Genomic DNA, 19,390 nt, shown 5'->3' with positions numbered 1-19,390 from the left:
TGAGTTGCTAAGGTTCGTCAATTTGCCGGGCAGGTTCGGGAATTGACTAGCCCTGTCGCCATCGTCATTCGGCCCAGTTGTGAACCTGCGCGAGAGCCTCGCATGGCGGGAAGCCGTCGCGGTGATAGCGTGTAGGTGAGCCGTTCGCTTCGCGGCTTGACGGCATTGATGCCACGCCAATCTTAGGCGCGGGCGCAGGGGCTTAGTGCTCGAGTAGTTGAAGTGCATAATGCGGCGCGGCTTGCAAAAGCCCGATTAAATCAGATTGCAGAGATAGCCGGAGTAACTTGCGGAACTGTAAGCCGAGAAAAAGGCGGTGCCAGGATTTCTCCCAGGCACCGCCTTTGTTATTGGCAAGTCCCGTCAGACTTGACCAATGTCTGCGAGTACTGCCGTGTCGCGGCGCCAGCGTCTAGCCCGCAACGGTCCGCTTCCCGGCAGGAACGGGAGCCTTCGCTCCGCTCCGCTGAAGCTTCTGTGCCGCAGGCACTTTGCCGAATAAAATCCAGGCGAAAGGCACGAAGCGGGAGATTAGCGACACGGTCAGCCAAGATGCGGCCAACATAATGGCCCAGCTTGCCAGATAGTAGAGATGAAGGGCGCTGGCCGAGGTTGGAGCCGGCAATAGTCTCTCGAACCAGGCTTGGTAAAGCAGATGCACCAGATAAATGCCGAATGACAGCTGCCCGAGCCGATAGAGCATGGCGGATAGCCCTGCAGGCAGATGGCGATAGATAAAAAATGCCGCATGCAAGAGGACTAGCGCCGCCAGGACGGCTTGCGCATTCCACAAGATTTCATAGAGCTCGGCGGGATAGATCGTGCCATACAGCCGCGCGTTGTACCAGACGGTCACGTGCACGACGGATGCCGCAATCCAGGCTCCCCAGACAAGAAGCCACATAACAGCGCGGCCAACATTCAGATTGTCGCGAGTCATGGCCAGCCAGCCTTTGATCTTCGGATAGTAGATGCCAAGCGTCGCACCCAGGAAGAAAAGCGAGAAGTAGGTCGGCGCCCAGCTTCCTTTGTTGGGCAACTGCCAATAATGCAAATTCAATAGCACGAATGTCCACTGAAGAACGAAGCCAAGCGGCACGAACCAGAGCGCAAGGTTCTTCCATCGCTTAGCGGCCCATAACACAATCGGGAACAGCAGATAGAACTGGATGCTGATGAAGACGAAATACAGATGAGCGTACACCTCGCCGATTAACAGCTTGCTCAAAAATTCGCCAAGCGACTCCAGACTCCAGATCGGAACGCCGGTTAAGTCTTTTACATAAGCGAAGTAGATCGCCGAGAAGACGACATAGGGAATGAGAATGTACAATAGCCGCTTCTTGTAGAAGCCTGCAATAAGCTTGCCGTTCAAAGGTCTGGAGTAATAGCTGTAAAATAGGACAAAGCTGCTGAGCAAAATGAAGGTCGGGGTGCCGAAGCGCATGACGGTATTAATGAAATTGTAGAAATAGTAATACGCGGATTCCTTCATGGTGATGGTGGCGGTTGCGCTGGCATGCACGGTCAGCACGCCGAGGATGGCAAGCGCGCGCACGAGTTGCAGCTCCGGGATATGCGTCCGTTCCGGTTGTGCGGGTTGGGTCATGTTCCTGGGTCCTCCATTTATAATTAATTTTTTATTTCTGCATGATACATATACAATTCATGTTAACACTATAATCAACGCCAATTCAAGGCAGTTCGTTGCGGTTTACAATATCAATAAATGGAACATTAAAATATTTTAATTTAACTTTTGTTATTCATTTACAAGATATTCACAATAGGTCATGAATCGTCATGTAAATACAAAGTATGACAAAATAACGAGGGCCATCCCAAATCGTCGATCATGACGCGGGATAGCCCTGACTACTTCTATGGCGGTATAGCTCGTTCAAGAAGGCCGATCCCGCAGCGGCAACCGGATCGACACGACGGTGCCCAGCCCCTCCTTGCTCCAAAGCCGAAGCTCGTAGCCTGCATCGTACATGAGGCGGAGTCTTCGGTGCGTGTTAACCAGTCCGATATGGCGAGAGGGCTCCCCTTCGTCGGACAAGGCCTGGCGGAGATAGGCAAGACGTTCTTCCGGAATGCCGATGCCGTTGTCGACAACCCTCAGGCGAAGCTCCTCGCCGGCGCGCGTAATCCGAATCCGGATCAGCCCGCGGCCGTTCTTCTCCTTGATGCCGTGGTACAGGCTGTTCTCCACCAGCGGCTGCAACAGCAGCTTCAGCGTGTAGTAGGGCAGCACATCTTCCCCGTATTGAAATTCGACATCGAACTGCTCTTTGTAGCGCTGTTTTTGAATGTGGATGTAGCTGGACGTGTTCGCAATCTCTTCCTCCCACGTCACCTCATTGGCCGGATTGCTGAACGAATAAGACAACATGTCGGAAAGGTGCTCGATCATGGTGCTTGCCTTGTTCGGTTTGCCTGTCAGCCCGACGGTTTCCCAATAGATCGAATTCAGCGTATTGTACAGAAAATGCGGGTTGATTTGCGATTGCAGCGCCAGCAGTTCCATAAATTGAAGCTTGTACTTCTTCTCCGACAGCTGAGTCTGGACGTACCGGTGTTCGATGAAGTGCTGCACCATGTTCTGCATGATATACGTGTATTCGTCCTTTACCCGCTTGGGCGATTGAAGCTGCGACTTATTGTTCTCCGCGGATCGGATCAGCGAGGTAATGGCGAGCAGCTGCCGGTAATTGCGGCGGGTCAGGTACAAGGTAAGCAGCAGGCCGAGCGCGAAGGAGACGCAAGCGAACAAAACGGTGTAGTTCAGAATGCGGGAGGGCGTCTCGTACAGCGAAGCATGCGGAATGACCGAGACGTACTTCCAGCCGTAACGCCCCGATTCGATCTTCGTGACGCCGGCTTCGCCGCCGGGCAATTCCATTTCGAAGGACGCTTCTTCGCGTGAGGCGATGGCCGCGAGTTCGGCTTCGCCGATGTCGTATTGCGGACGGTTCGCGAACAATACGCGGTTTCCTTCGTCCAGCACGAGAAAGAGCTGGCCTTCGTAGTTCGTTATATCCCGCAGCAGCCGTTCGATATATGCCGTACGGATGTTGAGAAAGATGCCGATTTTCTCTTCCGCAAGCACATGGTAGATGGTGACGACGTCGGTCGTCTGCTGCAAATCGTAGGCGGCTACCTTGCGACGCTCCGTCCATTCGGCGGGCGGTCCCTTATAGTTCATGAAGTTGATGAACCAGCTTGTGTCCCGGAAGTGATCCAGCGAGGATATGCCGTCCGCGGACGAAACAAAGCGCCGGTATGGATTGTCGCTATAGAAGTAAAAGGAGTCGATATAAGGTTTGGAGCTTGTCATCGCATTAATAAAGCTGAAGGCGAGCTGGTACGACTTGGAGCTCTCGTAAGAGAACTCGGGCTGCTGCAGAATGGCCGACAGCTCGTTGAAAACCCGGGAGTTCTGGAAGAGAGCCAGCTTTAGCGTATCGATCTCGCGCAGAATAAGCTCCAGCTGATTCTGCGATTGCGTCAGTAGAAAGTGGCTGTTCCGGTTAATGTCCTTCTTCATATCATGCTGGGTCGTAAAAAACGAAAGCGAGCCCAGAATGAGCAGCGGGAAGAGGAGCGGTATGAGGAACGTCGCCAGATATTTGGCAAAATACCGTCGTTTCATGGCGTCGCATGCAGCCCGTTCCGGTATTCGCTGGGCGTCTTGCCGTAGAACGACTTGAAGGTCCGCGTGAAGTTTTTGGCGTTGGCGTAGCCGACCATCTCGCTAATTTCGTACGTCTTGTAGCGCATATCGCGAAGCAGCTTAAGGGCGACCTCCATCTTTACCCGAATCAGATAGTCGGAGAAATTTTGGCCGGTCTTCTGCTTGAACAGGAAGCTGAGATAATTCGCGTTCAGATGGACCTGCTGGGCGGCATGATCCAGCGTGGCGTCCCTGTATTCGCTGCGGACATACGCTTTGATGCGCGCGATCAGCAGCCCTTCTTCGCTTGCGCCTTCGTCATCGCGAGCCGGGCGCTCCCTGCGTTGCTCCTCCAGCTCTACCCGCAGATGGCCGAACACGTCGAGAAGCATCTGATACTTCGCCGGTTTGACGATATAATTTTTGACCCTGTATTTGAGCGCCTTCTGCGCATAGTCGAACTCTCTGTAGCTGCTCAGGAAGATGACCTGGGCGTCGTGCTTGCGCTCGTAGACCGCCTCCGCCAGCTCGATGCCGGACATGACGGGCATCTTGATGTCGGTCAGGATGACGTCGATGGGAGGATCGTTCTTAAGAAGAAACTCGAGCGCTTCCTTGCCGTTGCCGGCTTGTCCGGCGATTCGGAATCCCACTTCGTTCCATGGGAAATAATTAGACAGCGCTTCTCTGGCGTCAGCCTCGTCGTCGACCAGCAGCAGGTTATACATAAGCTCACCTCTTGCGTTCTGAAGTCGTTGGAGCCTTGGGTTCTTTCTCTCTCCATTGTATATGATTTAGAATGAAAGTGCTTTCGAAAGCGCATTCTCGGGAAAAATGACACCTTATCCAAGATGATGATACTAAGATGCCATTCTGCTGAAAAAGTGATACTGAAATCCAAGATTGGATGCCTTAAAGACGTTGCCCGATAGGTTTATACTTCGGGTAAGCGATTTCAAATACACACTAGAAGGGGAGAATACACGATGAACAAAAGAAACAAATGGAAATCCGGCATACTCGCCGCTACGGCCATGGTCGTTTTGCTGGCAGGCTGCTCGTCAGGAACGAACGGCAACGGCAACAATAGCGGTAATGGAGACGGCGGCGACAAAGCCGTGACGCTGCGATTTAGCTGGTGGGGCGGCCAGGAGCGCCACGAGGCTACGCTTGCCGCGATCGAAGCCTACAAGGCCGTCGCGCCAAACGTCACGATCGAAGCGGAGTATCAAGGCTTCGACGGCTACGAGCAGAAAGTGAAGACGCAGCTCGCTGGCGGCACTTCGGCCGACATCATGCAGCTGGACGTGCCTTGGATGAACGAGCTCTCTCGCAGTGACAGCTTCTTGGAGCTGAAGGATCTGCCTGGCCTGCCGCTCGATGGCTTCGATTCCGCGTTCCTCGACAACTTCGGCACCTATAACGACAAGCTGGTGGCGCTGCCGACGGGCGTCAATGCATACGCCTTGGTCATCAACAAGACGGCGGCCGACAGCTTGGGCGTCCCGACCGACATCCGGTGGGATTGGGAGCGCCTCTACGAAGAAGGCAAGAAGCTTCATGAGAAGGACAGCTCCAAGTTCTTGCTGCTGGCGGATCATGGTCATCTTATGGGTGACTTCACCAACATGCTCAAGCAGAGAATCGGCGATCAATGGATCAAAGACGACTATACGCTGGGCTTCGCCAAAGAAGATGCTGTTGCCGTACTTACTTGGATGGACAAGGCGATAAAAGCGGGTGTCTACCAGCCGCTGGGCGAGGCGGATTTGTTCTACGGCAAGACGGAGCAAAACCCGAAGTGGATCAACGGCGATATCGTGATGATCTCCTCGATGAGCAGCACGCTTCTGTCGCTGCGCAATGTCCTGTCCGAGGGGACGGAAGTGACGACGTCGCTGCCGGCTACGGCTCTCGACGCCAAAGCTTCGTCGGTCGTGGTTCGCCCTTCCCAACTGATCGCGATCAGCAAGAAGAGCAAGCATCCCGAAGAGGCAACCGCCTTCCTGAACTGGTTCATGAATGATCCGGAAGCCGCAGCAATCCTGGGCGACGTTCGTTCGGTCCCGTCATCGTCGAAGGCGCAGCAAGCGGCGGTAGAAGCAGGCAAGATCGATCCCGCCATCACGAAGGCGGTGGAGGAAGGCCTCGCGAACGCGGGCATCGTCGAAAATTCCATTTCGACCAATTCCGAGATTTCCGCTATCCTGCAGGACACGATCGAGAAGGTCGCATACGGACGGAATACGCCGGAGCAAGGCGCGGACGAGCTGATCGAAGGTCTGGAGAAGAAGCTGAGCGAGCTGCAAGGAAGAAAGTAGAAGGAAAGGAGCCGATGATACCGTGTCCCTGAAGAAAAGAAACTACCAATATGTCGGCTTGCTTTACGTGCTCCCTTGGGTCGTCGGCCTGCTCGTCTTTCAGTTCTATCCGTTTCTCTCTTCGTTCTATTATTCGTTTACCGATTTCAATATGGTCAGCGCTCCGACGTTCGTGGGATTAGACAACTATAAGAAGATATTGACGGACGATCCCGGATTTCTCCAGGCCCTAAAGGTGACGACGATCTACGTGCTGATGGCGGTACCGGTCAAGCTTGCGTTCGCCTTGCTCATCGCCCTGATCCTAAGCGCCAAGCTGCGCGGCATCAACTTCTTCCGGACGATGTATTACTTGCCGTCCATCCTTGGGGGTTCCGTGGCAATATCCGTCCTCTGGAGATTCCTGTTCATGAAGGACGGAGTCGTCAACGGCATGACGGGCGCGCTTGGCCTCCCGGCGGTAGACTGGCTTGGCGATCCCGATATTGCGTTGTACACGCTGGGCATGCTGTCGGTTTGGCAATTCGGCTCGTCCATGGTTCTGTTCCTGGCGGGATTGAAGCAGATTCCCGGCGACTTATATGAAGCGGGAGCCATCGATGGGGCGTCGAAGACGCGCTTGTTCTTCACCATTACGGTGCCCCTGCTGACTCCGATCGTTTTGTTCAACTTGATCATGCAGATGGTCAACGCGTTCCAGGAATTCACCGGCGCCTTCGTCATTACGAACGGGGGACCGATGAAATCGACGTATCTGTACGCCCTAAAGCTGTATGAAGAAGCGTTTACCTTCTTCAAGATGGGCTATGCATCGGCCTTGTCCTGGGTACTGTTCGTCATCATCATGATCGTGACGGCGGTTATTTTCAAAAGCTCGACGTACTGGGTGCACTACGAGGATGGGGGGAAAGGCAAATGACGGATGCCCGAAACGGGAGCAACAAGACGCTGTCCTACGTATTACTCGTCGTGCTGGGCTTCGCCATGGTCTATCCGCTTATCTGGCTGGTCGTATCGTCGTTTAAGACGAATGCGGACATCTTCGGCTCCAGCAGCCTGTTTGCGGGAAGCTACGTGACCGACTCGTACGCGAAGGGATGGGCCGGCACGGGCCAGTACGGCTTCAAGGATTTTTTTCTTAATACGTTCGTGCTGGTCGTTCCGACCGTTATCTTTACCATTGTCTCCAGCGTTGTCGTCGCTTACGGCTTCGCCCGATTCCGATTCCCGCTGCAGACGATTCTGTTCTCGCTCATGATGGCGACGCTGATGCTGCCGGATTCGACGATTATGATTCCGCGCTACATTTTGTTCAACAAGATGGGCTGGCTGGACACGTACCTGCCGTTTATCGTGCCGGCGGCGTTTGCGACATCGGCGTTTTTCGTCTACATGCTGATCCAGTTCTTCCGCGGCTTGCCGCGGGAGCTGGACGAATCGGCGAAGATCGACGGCTGCAACTCGTTCACGATATTAATACGGATTCTGCTGCCGCTTTGCAAGCCCGCAATCTTCTCCGTCGGCATCTTCCAGTTCATCTGGACGTGGAACGACTTTTTCAATTCCATCATCTATATCAGCAGCGTGAAGAAGTTTACGGTATCGCTTGGTCTTCGCATGACGCTGGACGCATCTTCGGCGGTGTCGTGGAACCAGGTGCTGGCCATGTCCGTCGTCAGCATCGTGCCGTGCATCATTTTATTCTTCATGGCTCAGAAGTATTTCGTGGAAGGCATCTCGACTACAGGGTTAAAAGGATAAGGGAGGAAGACTCATGAGCTTCGAAGGGGAAACAAGGAACTGTTCCGGCGGATGCTGGGGAACATCTCTGATTATTTGCCGGATTGGAGGATCTGAACGGGAGCTTTCCCATTAATAAACGAATGGACCCCAAATGCCACTTCGAAGTGGCATTTGAGGTCCATTTTCTTGAAGAATTCGATTCCCGAAACCCTATTTTTGGTTTATTCCACTTGAACGGGCATGAAGTACATTCCATCAAATTTCCTGTTCAAAAACGTCGATCAGCTCCTTCGCACGTTCAACATCTTTGGTTGTGACTTGAATTTTTTTCAGATGGCTGCCTTCCATCAAAATCTTCGACTTCAACCCGTTGCTCTTGAACACGGCTTGCAGTCTGTCGATGTCGTCCGCCTTGGAGCCGCTCTCCGTTCGGACCGTCACCCATCGCCTTCCAAACAATCCCATCATCACCACCTCCTCAAGGCTCGCCGCCGAGCGCATGGATTGGAGACTCGCCGCTCCTTCGACTCGGAGCAGGTATTTCATTGTATTCGGGAACCTGCTGCCATCATGACTGCCGAACGCAAAAAAATGTCCCGAGCTCGAATAGCCCCTGCATAACCAGCGGTCATGTTTCGCATGCTATCTAGCATGGTGAAAAAAATGTGCCGCCTCTTGACAAGACTAACTGTAACGGATATTATTACAGTAACAAGCAAGGAGGCTCGCTTACCGTGAACAGTGAATTTACAATTGCCGTGCACAGTCTGGTATACTTGGCTTACTTGCCGGAGAAGATGGCGAGCAGCGACATGATTGCCGAGAACGTAGGCACGCATTCCGCCCGCGTTCGCAAGGTAATGAGCGCTTTGCGCAAAAGCGGCTATGTCGAGACGCGCGAGGGCTCGGGAGGCGGCTATCGCTTAACGATCGATCCCGAATCCGTTACGCTGGCCGATATTTACCGGGTGATGGCCCAAGGCTCGCTGATCCCAAGCTGGTGCTCCGGCGATCCGGACATGGATTGCAAGGTAGGCTCCAACATGACGCAGGTCATGTACGGCATCTTCTGCAAGGCGGAGAAGCAGCTGGAGGAGCATTTCCTCGGCATTACGATCGGCAATGTGCTAAAGCAGATTCACGCGTGCGATTAGCGGGTAAAGAAGTGATGGTGATACGGGTTATTCCCCTTGATCATATAGAATTGGATAAGAGAGGATGATTAACAATGGCAGTAGCACTGACTAAAGACAACTTCACGCAAAGCGTGGAAAGCGGCGTATCCCTGGTTGACTTCTGGGCACCATGGTGCGGACCTTGCAAGATGCAGCTTCCAATCGTAGAGGAGCTGGCTACAGAACTGGAAGGCCAAGCGACGATCGCAAAGATCAACGTGGACGAACAGCCCGAGCTCGCTTCCCAATTCGGAGTAATGAGCATCCCGACGCTGATCCTGTTCAAGGACGGTCAACCGGTTGACAAGATGGTCGGCCTGCAGAGCAAAGACGCTCTGAAAGCCAAGATCGCTAACCAAATGTAAAAGGTCATTGTCGCGATCCGCGACAATCGCATGACCGCCGGCGCAGCCCAAAGCTGCAGCCGGCGGTTTTTGGTTTAAATAGGCCTTCCGATGTTGAACTTGGAGGATTGGGAGGAGGAATTTCCCAGTTCATTAGCGAATACAGCAATGGAAACATGACTATTCGACTAGGAAACTGGAGGCAGAGAAGATTGAATCGCAGGGCTGGAAGCATGGTAAGAGTCAAATTATTTCTCATTTTCGCAACGGTAATTTCGTTGTTTATGATGGAGGTTAAGCCGGTTGCGGCGGCCAATGTGTGGCAGTTGTACAAGCAGGCGGAAGAGGATAGGGCGGCTGGCAGGCACGAGCCCGCTATCGAGGGTTATAAAGCCAGCATCAGGCTGTTTGTGGAGAGCGGAGAAGTTACGAACGCGGCGTTAATGTACAACAAGATGGCGGAATCCCAGATTGCGCTGGCCAAGTACGACGATGCGGTCAAAAGCTGGGAGAGCGAGGCGGCATATTGGGCCAAAGGCGGCAAGACGCAAGAATCCATCGCCGCCAATCGGAAGGCGGATTGGGTGCGCAGCCGCATAGAGCTGTTCGTTACGCAGGAGGCGGGCGAGACGCCGAATACGATCTACCACGGCGCGCCGTATGAGCCAAAGACGGGGGCCTACATAGGCGCTTATGCCGAAGCGGACAAGAAAGTGCATGATTCTACGGACGGCAATCCTCATTATATGAGCGCCTTTCCGGAGCTGACGGGCAAAAAACATGCCATGTATCTGCTGTACACGAGCTGGGGGAAACCGTTTTTTAGCCAATACAGCGGGCATATCGAGCGCGCCAAAGCTGCTGGCGTCGGCCTTCAGGTTGCGTTGCAGCCCATAAATGGATTGGATGAGGTACAGGACGGAGAATATTTGCGTTCGCTGGCCCGCTCCGCCAAGGATGTCGGCATCCCCATCTTTCTTCGATTCGCGAACGAGATGAACGGCAGCTGGATCGAGTGGTACGAGACGAATCCGCAGGACTATATCGACAAATTCAGAATCGTGGCCAAGGTGTTCCGCGAGGAAGCGCCAAATGTCGCGATGGTCTGGGCGCCGGCTTATTTCCCGATCGACAACATCGAAGATTATTACCCTGGAGACGAATACGTCGACTGGGTCGGTGTCAGTATGTACCAGGCGCACAACGGAACGCTTGACCCGCTTAAGAAAGGCGTAGACCGGTCCAGCTTTATCGAGAAATTCGATAATATCTACAAGCTGTACGGCAAAAAGAAGCCGGTATTTATTTCCGAGGGCGGCATCTCCTACTCGGACCCCGTTCATCATACCGACAAGTCGGATTGGGCGGTCTATCAGATCGAGCAGTTTTACGCCAATCTTCCCATGCTTTATCCCGGGGTCAAGGGCGTCTTCTGGTTCGATACGACGAGGACGGCAGACGGGAGACTTAATTCGTATAGCTTATCGGATAACGCGAAGGTGCTGGCCGCATACAAGGCTGCGGTCGCCAATCCATTTTATCTATCGACGATAGGCGGGGAGTCGAAGGTTTCGTACAAGCCGCTGGGCACAACCGTTGCGCCGAAGCCTGTCGAGCTCAGCGCGTTTATCCGAACGGTTGAGCCGATTCTGTCCAAAGTGGTTTACTCCATCGGCGGCAAGACGATCGCGACGGCGACGAAGGCGCCCTGGTCGTTCAAGTACGACTTTGCTCCGCACATCAATAAGACGGTAGGGCTTAAGGTTACCGCCTATGCCGCAAACGGCAAGCCGGTTTCGGAGAAGACCGTATCCATCGCAGTGAAGCAGCCGACGGCGTTGGCGACGCCAAGCGCGTCGGATGTACTTGTTAATGGCAGCAAGGTGTCGTTTGACGCGTACAAAATCGCAGGAAGCAATTACTTCAAGCTGCGGGATCTCGCCATGGCACTGGACGGCACGGAGGGGGCGTTCCAGGTAGGCTGGGACAATTCCAAGAAAGCCATCAGCCTGGCGGTCGGCGAGGCCTATACCCCCGTCGGGGGCGAGCTTGCCGCCGGAAACTTGGGCGCTAAGAACAAGACGGCGCTTCAGACTGGCTCCAAGCTGTACGTGGACGGCCTCGAGGTGCCGTTGATCGCTTACAACATCGACGGCAATAACTACTTCAAGCTGCGCGATATTGCAAAGCTGATTGACTTCGGCGTGACCTGGGACCCGCAGCGCAGCTTGGTCGGTATCGATACTTCGATTCCTTATAGCGAAAATTAAAAGCAGAATGCCCGGTTGCTTCGCTGTTGCGGCGACCGGGCATTAGAGTGTTTGACTCGACGCGTCCATCACGAGCGGTATATAGTTAAATAAACTAAAAAAGAGAACCCAATGCGTTTCCGCATCAGGTTCTCTTATTGCCATAAAATGAGCTATTCGGCAGCCCAAACTTCAACGCCATTGTCATACTTTACATACTCGTGAGTAATGGAAGCCTCCATAACGTCCTCATATGCCCAATAAGAAGTTGGCACATCCGACCATCTAGGTGTTCCGCTCACTTCTTCAGGATTGCGATCAAGCAGGTTGTTGAACAACGTTACCGCTTCCGCGCGCGTTACCGCATCGTTAGGACGGAATTTGCCGTTTGCGTCGCCCGTGAACAAACCTTGATTTGTAGCTGCAGCGATCGCTTTCGCTCCCCAATGTCCGGCAATATCGCTGAATTTGGAATCAAGACTTACGTCTTTCCATTCGGCAGCCTTCATATTGTAAATGACTTGAGCAAGCTCTGCGCGAGTGACGAATCTTGCCGCTTGGAATGTTCCGTCTGTGTAGCCTTTCAACCAGCCCTGCTTAAGCGACGTTTCGATGGATTCCGATGCCCAGAAGCGTGTTTTCAGGTCGCTAAGCTGCGGCACGTTAACGGATACGGCAGGGTTCACCGGAATAATGCGGGATAGTACAGCCGCGAGTTCCGCGCGGGAAATCCCTCTCTCCGGCTTAAATTTGCCGTCCGGATATCCGTTCATGTACGGCTCATGCGTTCCGGACGATGTCTCGGCGCCTTCCGGCTTCATCGAGAAATCGTAAGTGACAATAGATTGGCCGATATGAATGATTCCACCTGTGATTTGGCTGTCCTTGCCGAACTGGCCGCTGCGAGCGTTGTCGCGGCTGTCGAACGTGTGATAACCCTCTTTTGTTGCAATAAAGTAGTAGTCGCTATCTACGAACGGTACCCAACCGAACAGACCGTCGGCCGAGGTTGTTTGAACAGCGTTGTTCTGATGTGGTGCAAAATTACGCAATTCAGGGAGTTTTACTGCTTCACCAGGCGTACGTCCTTTGGAACGATTAAGCTCCGTGTCTGCCCAATACAGCGTAATTTCAACACCAGCCAGTGCATCTCCCGTCGCAATATCCGTTACCTTGCTGCGTGGATCGATCAGCTTGCCGTCAGCTTGGCCGCGGCCGTCCTGTCCAACTGCTAGCTCGGCCACATGGCCGGCCAACTTCTCGCCTGCAGGACCGTTTACGGTCAGCACCATATCGTACGAATCGGCTGGAATGTTAGCAAGCGTGTAGCTGCCGTTCGAACCAATCGTAAACGCTGGACGATCCAGAGCCTTGCCGTCAGACTTCAGGAGAGATGCCGACAATGTTAGCTCTTTGCCGATAATATCGGTTACCAGAACGCGTTGGCCCTTCTCGTCTACGCCGGCGTCAAGCTGAGATACCGGAAGGATTGGTCCAACGTATGGCGGGTAGTCTTTGCGAACAACGACGCGGTAGACGGTCGAATATTCTTCCTCGTCGATCGGATTGATCGATGTCGCCCGAACTTCAATCGTATTGTCGCCGCTTATTACCGGAAGCTCCGCGCTCTCATCTCCGCTGTTAATCTCAACATAATCTCCGCCGTTAACGCGGATTTCCAGTTTGACAGGCGCATCCGTTGTCGTAGGCGTTACCGTAACGGAGGATTGCGTGTATGGGAGCGAACCCACAGTTGCATATCCCAGTTCGGCTGCGTCAAATGCCTCTGTCAGATCTTCGTCATGAACGATCAGATCAGTCAGGAACGGGCTGCGAATAACGGTAAACGTATATGTTTTGACCAGATCGGCCTTATCGGCCGGGTCGACGCCTGCAAGCGCAGTATCGTAATCTGGCGATTTCACGCGAACCTCTATGATATTCGTTCCGGCAATCAAATCGAGCTCATCGCTCTCGATTCCGCTGCCTACAGGTGCAAAGTCCGCTTCATCGTCGCTATTTACGCGAATTTCGATCGTCTCACCGCCATTTACTTCAGGCGTCAGCGTAATCGGCGTTTCTGTATGGCCAACTACGGTCACGTAGTCGTACACGTCGCTGCTGAACTCAGGAGACAGGTCGTCCCCGCCTGCGCTCAGTCCAGGGGCGGCAAGCGCCGGCTCACGGTCGACAACGATTGGATAGTCTGTGGAAACAAGACCATCAGGCGATGTGACACGAACGATAATTGTATTGCGGCCGACATTTAGAGGCAAATCGTCCGTATCCGGGCCCCCATTAGGCAGCGCTTCGAATACTAAGCCGTCCAGGCTCACGGTAATCGTCGTATCTTCATGCGCATCTGTCGGAAGAACCGGCGTCAGCACGATGCTGTCTTGCGGATTGCCGACTGTCGTATGGTAGCCGGGGCTCGGATTCGGCGTATCTCCGTCAAAGTCTGGCTCAAGGCCCGTTGCCGGATCAAGAATCAGATTTTCAAGCTTCGGTGCACGGTCAATGGTCACTGTGTAAACAGTACCGGTCGAATCGAAAGGTGTCGTTACTCTGTATTCGATCGTGTTCCTGCCAACGTGAAGCGGAATGTCGGTCGGATTCGCCGGATCGGTGACAGTTGCGAAGCTGCCGCCATTCACTCGCACTTCCAACAGACCGTTTGTTGTTGTCAAGATAGGCGCCGGGCTCAGCTTGTCTACGCCATATGGTACTTCACCCGTATATTCTGTTTCATCGGGATCAAAATCCGGCGTCAATACGACAGAGTCTGATCCACCGCTCGGGACGAAGCTTAGTCCATCCAACTCGGGAGCTGTGTTAATCGTCGCCGAACGAATGTGGTGAACTTCTCCGATTACTCCGCCAGTGTAATCGTAGAGAATGGCATTGGTCGTATATCTGCCCGGGGTCAAGCCGGACACATCGAATGAATGCGCGAACACTTCGTCAGCATCCGCTCCTGTATAGGTTTGCGTGCTGATCCCGCGGTTATAGCCCTGCTCGTCAATCAAATTGACTTCCAGGTAATAGTCGCCAGCCAGGATCGCTTTTGAGTCGACCGCGACCGTTACCGTATCGGCAGCGGTTGCTGTCGGCTGAAGCCCGGAAATTTCCGCTTTGTCGGCCGGGCCGCCTCCGATAACGAGTTGGATCCAATACGTGTTCAATTCCCAGGCGCCCGGTCGAGCGGGATCCTTGGTGACATCTATCGTTACCGTATTGTTACCCTCAAGTACGGTTGCCGGATCAAGCTCGAATACAGTAGTACTGTCCTGACCGTTACTTCCTGTCAGGATACCTTGATCCAGGCCAACGCCGAGAGGCGTGCCGTTCCAGCTTACTTTATCCCATTCTCCGTCTTTTTCGTCAACGTCATTTGCATAGATCAGCAAATGTACGCTATCATCCGGTTCGAGCGCAGGTACGTTTGGCACAACGGTTACTTGGGGAGGGTCAGCCAATTGAATCGTTGCCACATTCGGAACCATAATACTGACTCCAGCCGCACTCACGCGATCCGCGCCGAATACGCCAACGGATGTTATGACCAGACACATGACAAGAAACCTGGCCACCCAAGATCGTACTTTCATTGCTTGCATGATTTCAACTCATCTCCTTGGTTTAACTACATTGCAAATTTTTCCGATAAAACGCCAATGTTCCACAAATTCACCCCTGTTTTTTCTTATTTATCGCCCTCCTGTCGATATTTGTAAGTGCGTATCAAAAACATTTTAAGACAAACCTCTCACCAAACGCTTACCCGATACTGACCAACTGCTGACCAACTGCTGACCATCTCGCGGATGGTTTGCGGACGCAATAAGAAGTGCAGTTTGTTTCATAATCCCGTTCCGTTGCTTCAGCGCTTCTGCTGCCAATTTTGATACCATTCCATCGTCTCCGCACTCGGCTCCACATCCGCTTCCCGTTTCAGGATCTTGGTCATCAACGCATACTGCTGCTCGACAGAGTTTCGATCATTAAGCCGATCGTAGATGCGCATTAACGCTACATGGCCTTCCTCCAGAGTAGGATCAAGCCGCAAGATGCGATGGTATACGGTTAGAGCTTCAAGCTCCCTTCCTTGTTCAAGATAATAGGCTGCCAGATTATGCGCATGCTGGAGCCACATCGTCCTGAGACGAAGACGCTCGGTCTCTGCCCAAAAATATTGGTCTTCCCCCATGTAATCTCCGTTGTATGCTTCGAACAACTGTTGATGCTCGGTCAAATGATTCGGCGAGATCGGCATCAATTGTCGAAATTTAACGTCCAACTCCTCCGCATCGATTATCAACTGTTTGGTTTCCAGTATGTAACCGAATTCGAGGTAACGAATGATAATCCATTGCTCCAATCCCTGATCTTCGATCAATCTTCGAATTCGATATATGCTGGTTTGAAGGTTGGAGGTACCCTTTTGTTCGTCAACATCCGGCCACAATAGCTCAATCAGCTTGTCTTTGCTAATGATCTGATTGCGGCTATGCAGCAAATACGCAAACAATTCCTTCACCTTGGTTGTCCGCCATTTCAACGCTCGGGGCTCATGTCCGGTCACGTGCACAAGCATTCTGCCCATGCATCTCAAATAAATGTAAGGTTGCCTCGGTTTGGCCGGCTCCAGGTATCCCCTTTTGCGCAGGCGTAGGAGAGTCTTCGATAAACGCTCTTTCTTAACGGGTTTTAACAGGTAATCGAACGCTTCTAGATTGAATGCATCAGTTGCATATTGACGGTGAGCGGTTACAAAAATTATTTCGGTGCGCGGGGAGATGGAACGAATGACGGTTGCCGCAGCCAATCCGCTCATTTCGGACATTTCGATATCCATAAACACCGTTTCGGGCTGGTTTTGCAAAATTTGTTCGATCGCAGGCCCGATCTGCGTAAATGCGCCAATCACCTCGACATCATTGCTTGCACTCAACAGTTTATTTAAACTGATCAACGCCGAGTTTTCGTTATCCACCAGCACAACTTTCATAGTTGACTCTGCCCTTCTCTAAAGTTTGGCGTAAGATCGACTTCCTGTTTTTTCACTCATGAGCCCAAAGACATGCAATTCTAACGACTAAATTAATGTAGTTGGACTTACTGAACATTTTCTGAACATATTTTTCTGCATCTACCATTCGATGGATTAAATAGTGTTTGGACAGAGCGTGGTCGGCTTCGAAAATTGCTGTGAATATTTATATCGCAAACGCAACCATTCCCATTAAAAGATCGTCTTTAATATGAATAAATTTACAAGTGGAAAGGGGAATGACTTTGAGTAACTGGAAGGGGAATGGAAAAAGAAAGGCGGCAGCGGCGATTGCGCTGGCCATGCTGACGACGGCTTGGGCTGTGCCGGTATCGGCAGACACTTCGGCCGCGGGCGGAAGCTTGCCGGCGAAGGTCGAGTCGGGAGAAGGCGCGGCTAATCCAGGTACAGGGGCAGCCTCGGGTGCCAATGTCAAGACGGCGATCAGCAAGTCCAAGGCGGAGAGCCTGCTGCGGCAATATGTCAGCATCCCGGAGGAATACACGCTGCAGGGAGCCAGCAGCGGCACGTCGAAGCTGGCGGATGGATCGCGGAGTTATTGGACGCTCAACTTCATCAAACGCGTCAACGGCAAGCAACGGGGCAGCATCTACGCCTCGCTTGACGCCAATACCGGTCAATTGTTGAACTTCCGTGTCTACTCGGACGAGCCGAGCGCGCCGCCGGTCTATCCGCTGAAGGTAGATCGGGAGGATGCCAAGGCGCTTGCCAAAACTTTTATCGGCCAGGTCGCGGGCACTTACTTGGGGGAGCTGAGGCTCAATGAGTCGTTCGGCGTGAGCCTGCTGCCGCCGCTGACGGGAGCGGTTATTCATACGCTTAGATATGAGCGTGTTGTAAACGGAGTCTTCTTCCCTGCCAATTACATACAAGTGGAGCTGGACAGCGACGGTCACGTGCAGTCGTTCGAAATGAATTGGGATGAGACAATCGTTTTCCCTAAGGAGAACGACATCCTGTCCGATGCGGAGGCGGAGGACGCGATTCGTAAGGCGGCCGCGCCGCAGCTGCGATACATCGTTCCTTACAATGCGGGCGGCAAGCTGGAGCCTGCGCTCAGCTACGCCCTGCCTGCTTTCGCTGTCGATGCGGTGACGGGGGAGCGGAGCGAAGTGTTCCAATTCTATGGGGGCTTGCGGGGAGGCAAGGTGTCCGAGAAGCCGCTCAGCGACAAACCGCTTGGAACGAAGCCGCGTGCGGGCAAGCAAAGTGAAGACGCCGCGCGGGAAGCCGTCGAGAAGGCGTTCTCCTTGCCTGGCGGCGCTGTGTTCCAGCAAGCGACGTACAACGAATATGTGGACGAAACGACGGGCAAGACGCGTTCGTATTGGGATCTTAACTGGACGATCGAGAAGGATGGCCGCGAGAGCGGCGGCGCTTGGGCGAGCGTAGACAGCCAGAGCGGGGTGATCCGCAGCTTCTATCAATATGGTCCAAACGAAGCTGGCAGTGCCGCATCCTCGCCATCTATCACGTTGGAGTCGGCGGTTAAAAAGGCGGAGGAAACCGTGCGCAAGCAACTGCCATGGCTGGCGCATGAGCTGCATGTCGTCGTACCGGAAGCCGAGCAATACAAGGATCGGAAGCCCGAGGAGATCGGAAACTACTCCATTTCCTTCGAGCATCGGATACATGGAGCTGTCGTGGAATACGATCGGGTGTACGTCTCGATCGACGCCCGCAGCGGAAATATCCAATCCTTCGAAGCGTCTATCGCCGATTATGTCTATCCGGCCCAAAAGCCGGCCGTGTTGTCGGCCGACGAGGCGATCGATCGCTGGATGGGCTTCTACGACACGAAGCTGCAGTATCGAATGAACACGCAATATTGGTGGGATGGCGAACCGATGCCGATCGAGAAAGTGAACGTCATGATTGCGGCAGGGGAAATCAGTGAGGATCTGAAGCAGAAGACGACTGTGGAATTGGTCTACCAGCTGACATCGAAGCAGGTGCACGAGAGCGTCTATCTGGACTCGGTTACCGGTGACTGGAGAAGCATGGAGACGGGCGAGAAGACGGCGCTTGAGCTCCCGCGGGCGACGGATGCGGAAGGCCATTGGGCCGAGCAATCGCTGCAGTTGATGGTTGCCTACAAGGCGCTGGATCTGGAGGACGGCAAGGTGCGTCCAAACGAAGCGATCACCAGAGGCGAGCTGATCAAGATGCTTGTGCTGGCGAGCAGCGGCGGACGCTATGTTGCTTACGAAGGAATGTCTTCCGGCAATCAAGCGAAAGCAATGTTCAACGACGTCGCGGCCGACTCCGCCTATTTCTCCTATGTGCAGGCAGCCGCCGCAAGCAACCTGATCGACGTGGGAGACGGCTCCTTCAATCCCGACGGGAAGGTAAGCCGCGACGAGATGGCCGAGCTGATCGTTCGGGCGCTGGGATACAATTCTCTTGCAAACAACGATCATCTGTTCAAAGTATCCTTTAAGGACGAAGCCGACATCGATAACAAGGGGCAGTCTGCAATCGTGGTGGGACTCGGCATTATGAGCTTGTCGGACGGCCGGTTCCAGCCGGATAAGCAAGTGACGAGAGCGGAGGCGTCCATCGCGTTCTACCGTTACTTGCAGAAACGTGCCGAGCTGCAGGAAAATGCGCTTAGAATGTAGGAATGTAGAAATGTATGTAGGAAGCGTTAATGAAGTCGCGCGATAGCACGAAGGGGAGAGCAGTCCGCCATGGCGGACTGCCCTTTTCTATTTATAGAAGAGGGACGCGTTTAGTTCCTGCTGCAGCAAGACGCACCCCGGTCGGCAATAGAAATGTCCCCCTGATCTCGCGATAAATATCCCCCCGCCC

The 19,390-nt window shown here is 53.4% G+C and carries 13 protein-coding genes; 7 read left to right on the top strand and 6 right to left on the bottom strand.

Annotated elements, in window-relative coordinates:
* Window positions 1-412 precede the first annotated feature (412 nt).
* The 3 genes from B1748_RS21285 to B1748_RS21275 all read right to left on the bottom strand — a co-directional run bounded on the left by B1748_RS21285 (window position 413) and on the right by B1748_RS21275 (window position 4,404).
* Window positions 413-1,609 carry an acyltransferase gene (locus tag B1748_RS21285; protein ID WP_087569959.1) on the bottom strand — a complete coding sequence of 399 codons (1,197 nt, stop codon included), beginning with the start codon at window positions 1,607-1,609 and terminating at the stop codon, window positions 413-415.
* Window positions 1,610-1,900: 291 nt separating this feature from the next.
* On the bottom strand, window positions 1,901-3,655 hold the full coding sequence (locus B1748_RS21280; RefSeq protein WP_087569958.1) for a sensor histidine kinase: 1,755 nt from the start codon (window positions 3,653-3,655) through the stop codon (window positions 1,901-1,903).
* Entirely contained in the window at window positions 3,652-4,404 is a 753-nt protein-coding gene (locus B1748_RS21275) for a response regulator transcription factor (protein ID WP_087569957.1), read from the bottom strand. The genes B1748_RS21280 and B1748_RS21275 overlap by 4 nt, the downstream gene beginning before the upstream one ends.
* Window positions 4,405-4,662: 258 nt before the next feature.
* Between B1748_RS21275 and B1748_RS21270 the strand changes: the two genes are divergently transcribed.
* From B1748_RS21270 to B1748_RS21260, 3 genes are read left to right on the top strand one after another with little or no spacing between them, the layout of a single operon-like run.
* Window positions 4,663-5,997, top strand: a complete 1,335-nt coding sequence (locus B1748_RS21270) for an ABC transporter substrate-binding protein (RefSeq protein ID WP_087569956.1) — start codon at window positions 4,663-4,665, stop codon at window positions 5,995-5,997.
* 22 nt (window positions 5,998-6,019) lie between these two features.
* Entirely contained in the window at window positions 6,020-6,916 is an 897-nt protein-coding gene (locus B1748_RS21265) for a carbohydrate ABC transporter permease (protein WP_087569955.1), read from the top strand.
* Entirely contained in the window at window positions 6,913-7,758 is an 846-nt protein-coding gene (locus B1748_RS21260) for a carbohydrate ABC transporter permease (RefSeq protein WP_087569954.1), read from the top strand. The genes B1748_RS21265 and B1748_RS21260 overlap by 4 nt, the downstream gene beginning before the upstream one ends.
* Before the next feature lie 237 nt (window positions 7,759-7,995).
* Here the strand turns inward: B1748_RS21260 and B1748_RS21255 are convergent, their stop codons facing one another.
* Window positions 7,996-8,286 carry a hypothetical protein gene (locus B1748_RS21255; RefSeq protein WP_256975814.1) on the bottom strand — a complete coding sequence of 97 codons (291 nt, stop codon included), beginning with the start codon at window positions 8,284-8,286 and terminating at the stop codon, window positions 7,996-7,998.
* Window positions 8,287-8,474: 188 nt separating this feature from the next.
* On the opposite strand from B1748_RS21255, the gene B1748_RS21250 reads away from it, so the two are divergent.
* The 3 genes from B1748_RS21250 (at window position 8,475) to B1748_RS21240 (ending at window position 11,529) form a co-directional block, all read left to right on the top strand.
* Complete coding sequence (locus B1748_RS21250; protein ID WP_087569953.1) at window positions 8,475-8,894, top strand: RrF2 family transcriptional regulator; 420 nt, start codon at window positions 8,475-8,477, stop codon at window positions 8,892-8,894.
* Between the two features lie 74 nt (window positions 8,895-8,968).
* On the top strand, window positions 8,969-9,280 hold the full coding sequence (trxA, locus tag B1748_RS21245) for a thioredoxin (protein ID WP_087569952.1): 312 nt from the start codon (window positions 8,969-8,971) through the stop codon (window positions 9,278-9,280).
* Window positions 9,281-9,471: 191 nt separating this feature from the next.
* A complete protein-coding gene (locus tag B1748_RS21240; protein WP_179215723.1) occupies window positions 9,472-11,529 on the top strand; it encodes a glycosyl hydrolase in 2,058 nt (685 codons plus the stop codon).
* Window positions 11,530-11,681: 152 nt separating this feature from the next.
* On the opposite strand, the gene B1748_RS21235 is transcribed toward B1748_RS21240, so the two are convergent.
* Complete coding sequence (locus B1748_RS21235) at window positions 11,682-15,125, bottom strand: cadherin-like beta sandwich domain-containing protein (RefSeq protein ID WP_087569950.1); 3,444 nt, start codon at window positions 15,123-15,125, stop codon at window positions 11,682-11,684.
* Window positions 15,126-15,388: 263 nt separating this feature from the next.
* The gene (locus tag B1748_RS21230) at window positions 15,389-16,516 is read right to left on the bottom strand and encodes a response regulator (protein WP_087569949.1); all 1,128 of its coding nucleotides are present in this window, start codon (window positions 16,514-16,516) and stop codon (window positions 15,389-15,391) included.
* Between the two features lie 287 nt (window positions 16,517-16,803).
* Between B1748_RS21230 and B1748_RS21225 the strand changes: the two genes are divergently transcribed.
* Window positions 16,804-19,200, top strand: coding sequence for an S-layer homology domain-containing protein (locus B1748_RS21225; RefSeq protein ID WP_179215722.1), 2,397 nt, complete (start codon window positions 16,804-16,806; stop codon window positions 19,198-19,200).
* The last annotated feature ends 190 nt before the right edge of the window (window positions 19,201-19,390 follow it).

Origin of the sequence: Paenibacillus sp. MY03, assembly GCF_002165585.1 — a bacterium.
GTDB classification, from domain to species: Bacteria; Bacillota; Bacilli; order Paenibacillales; family Paenibacillaceae; genus Pristimantibacillus; species Pristimantibacillus agaridevorans.
Note: the sequence above shows the minus strand (reverse complement) of the source record. Positions and strands in the feature narration are given on the sequence as shown.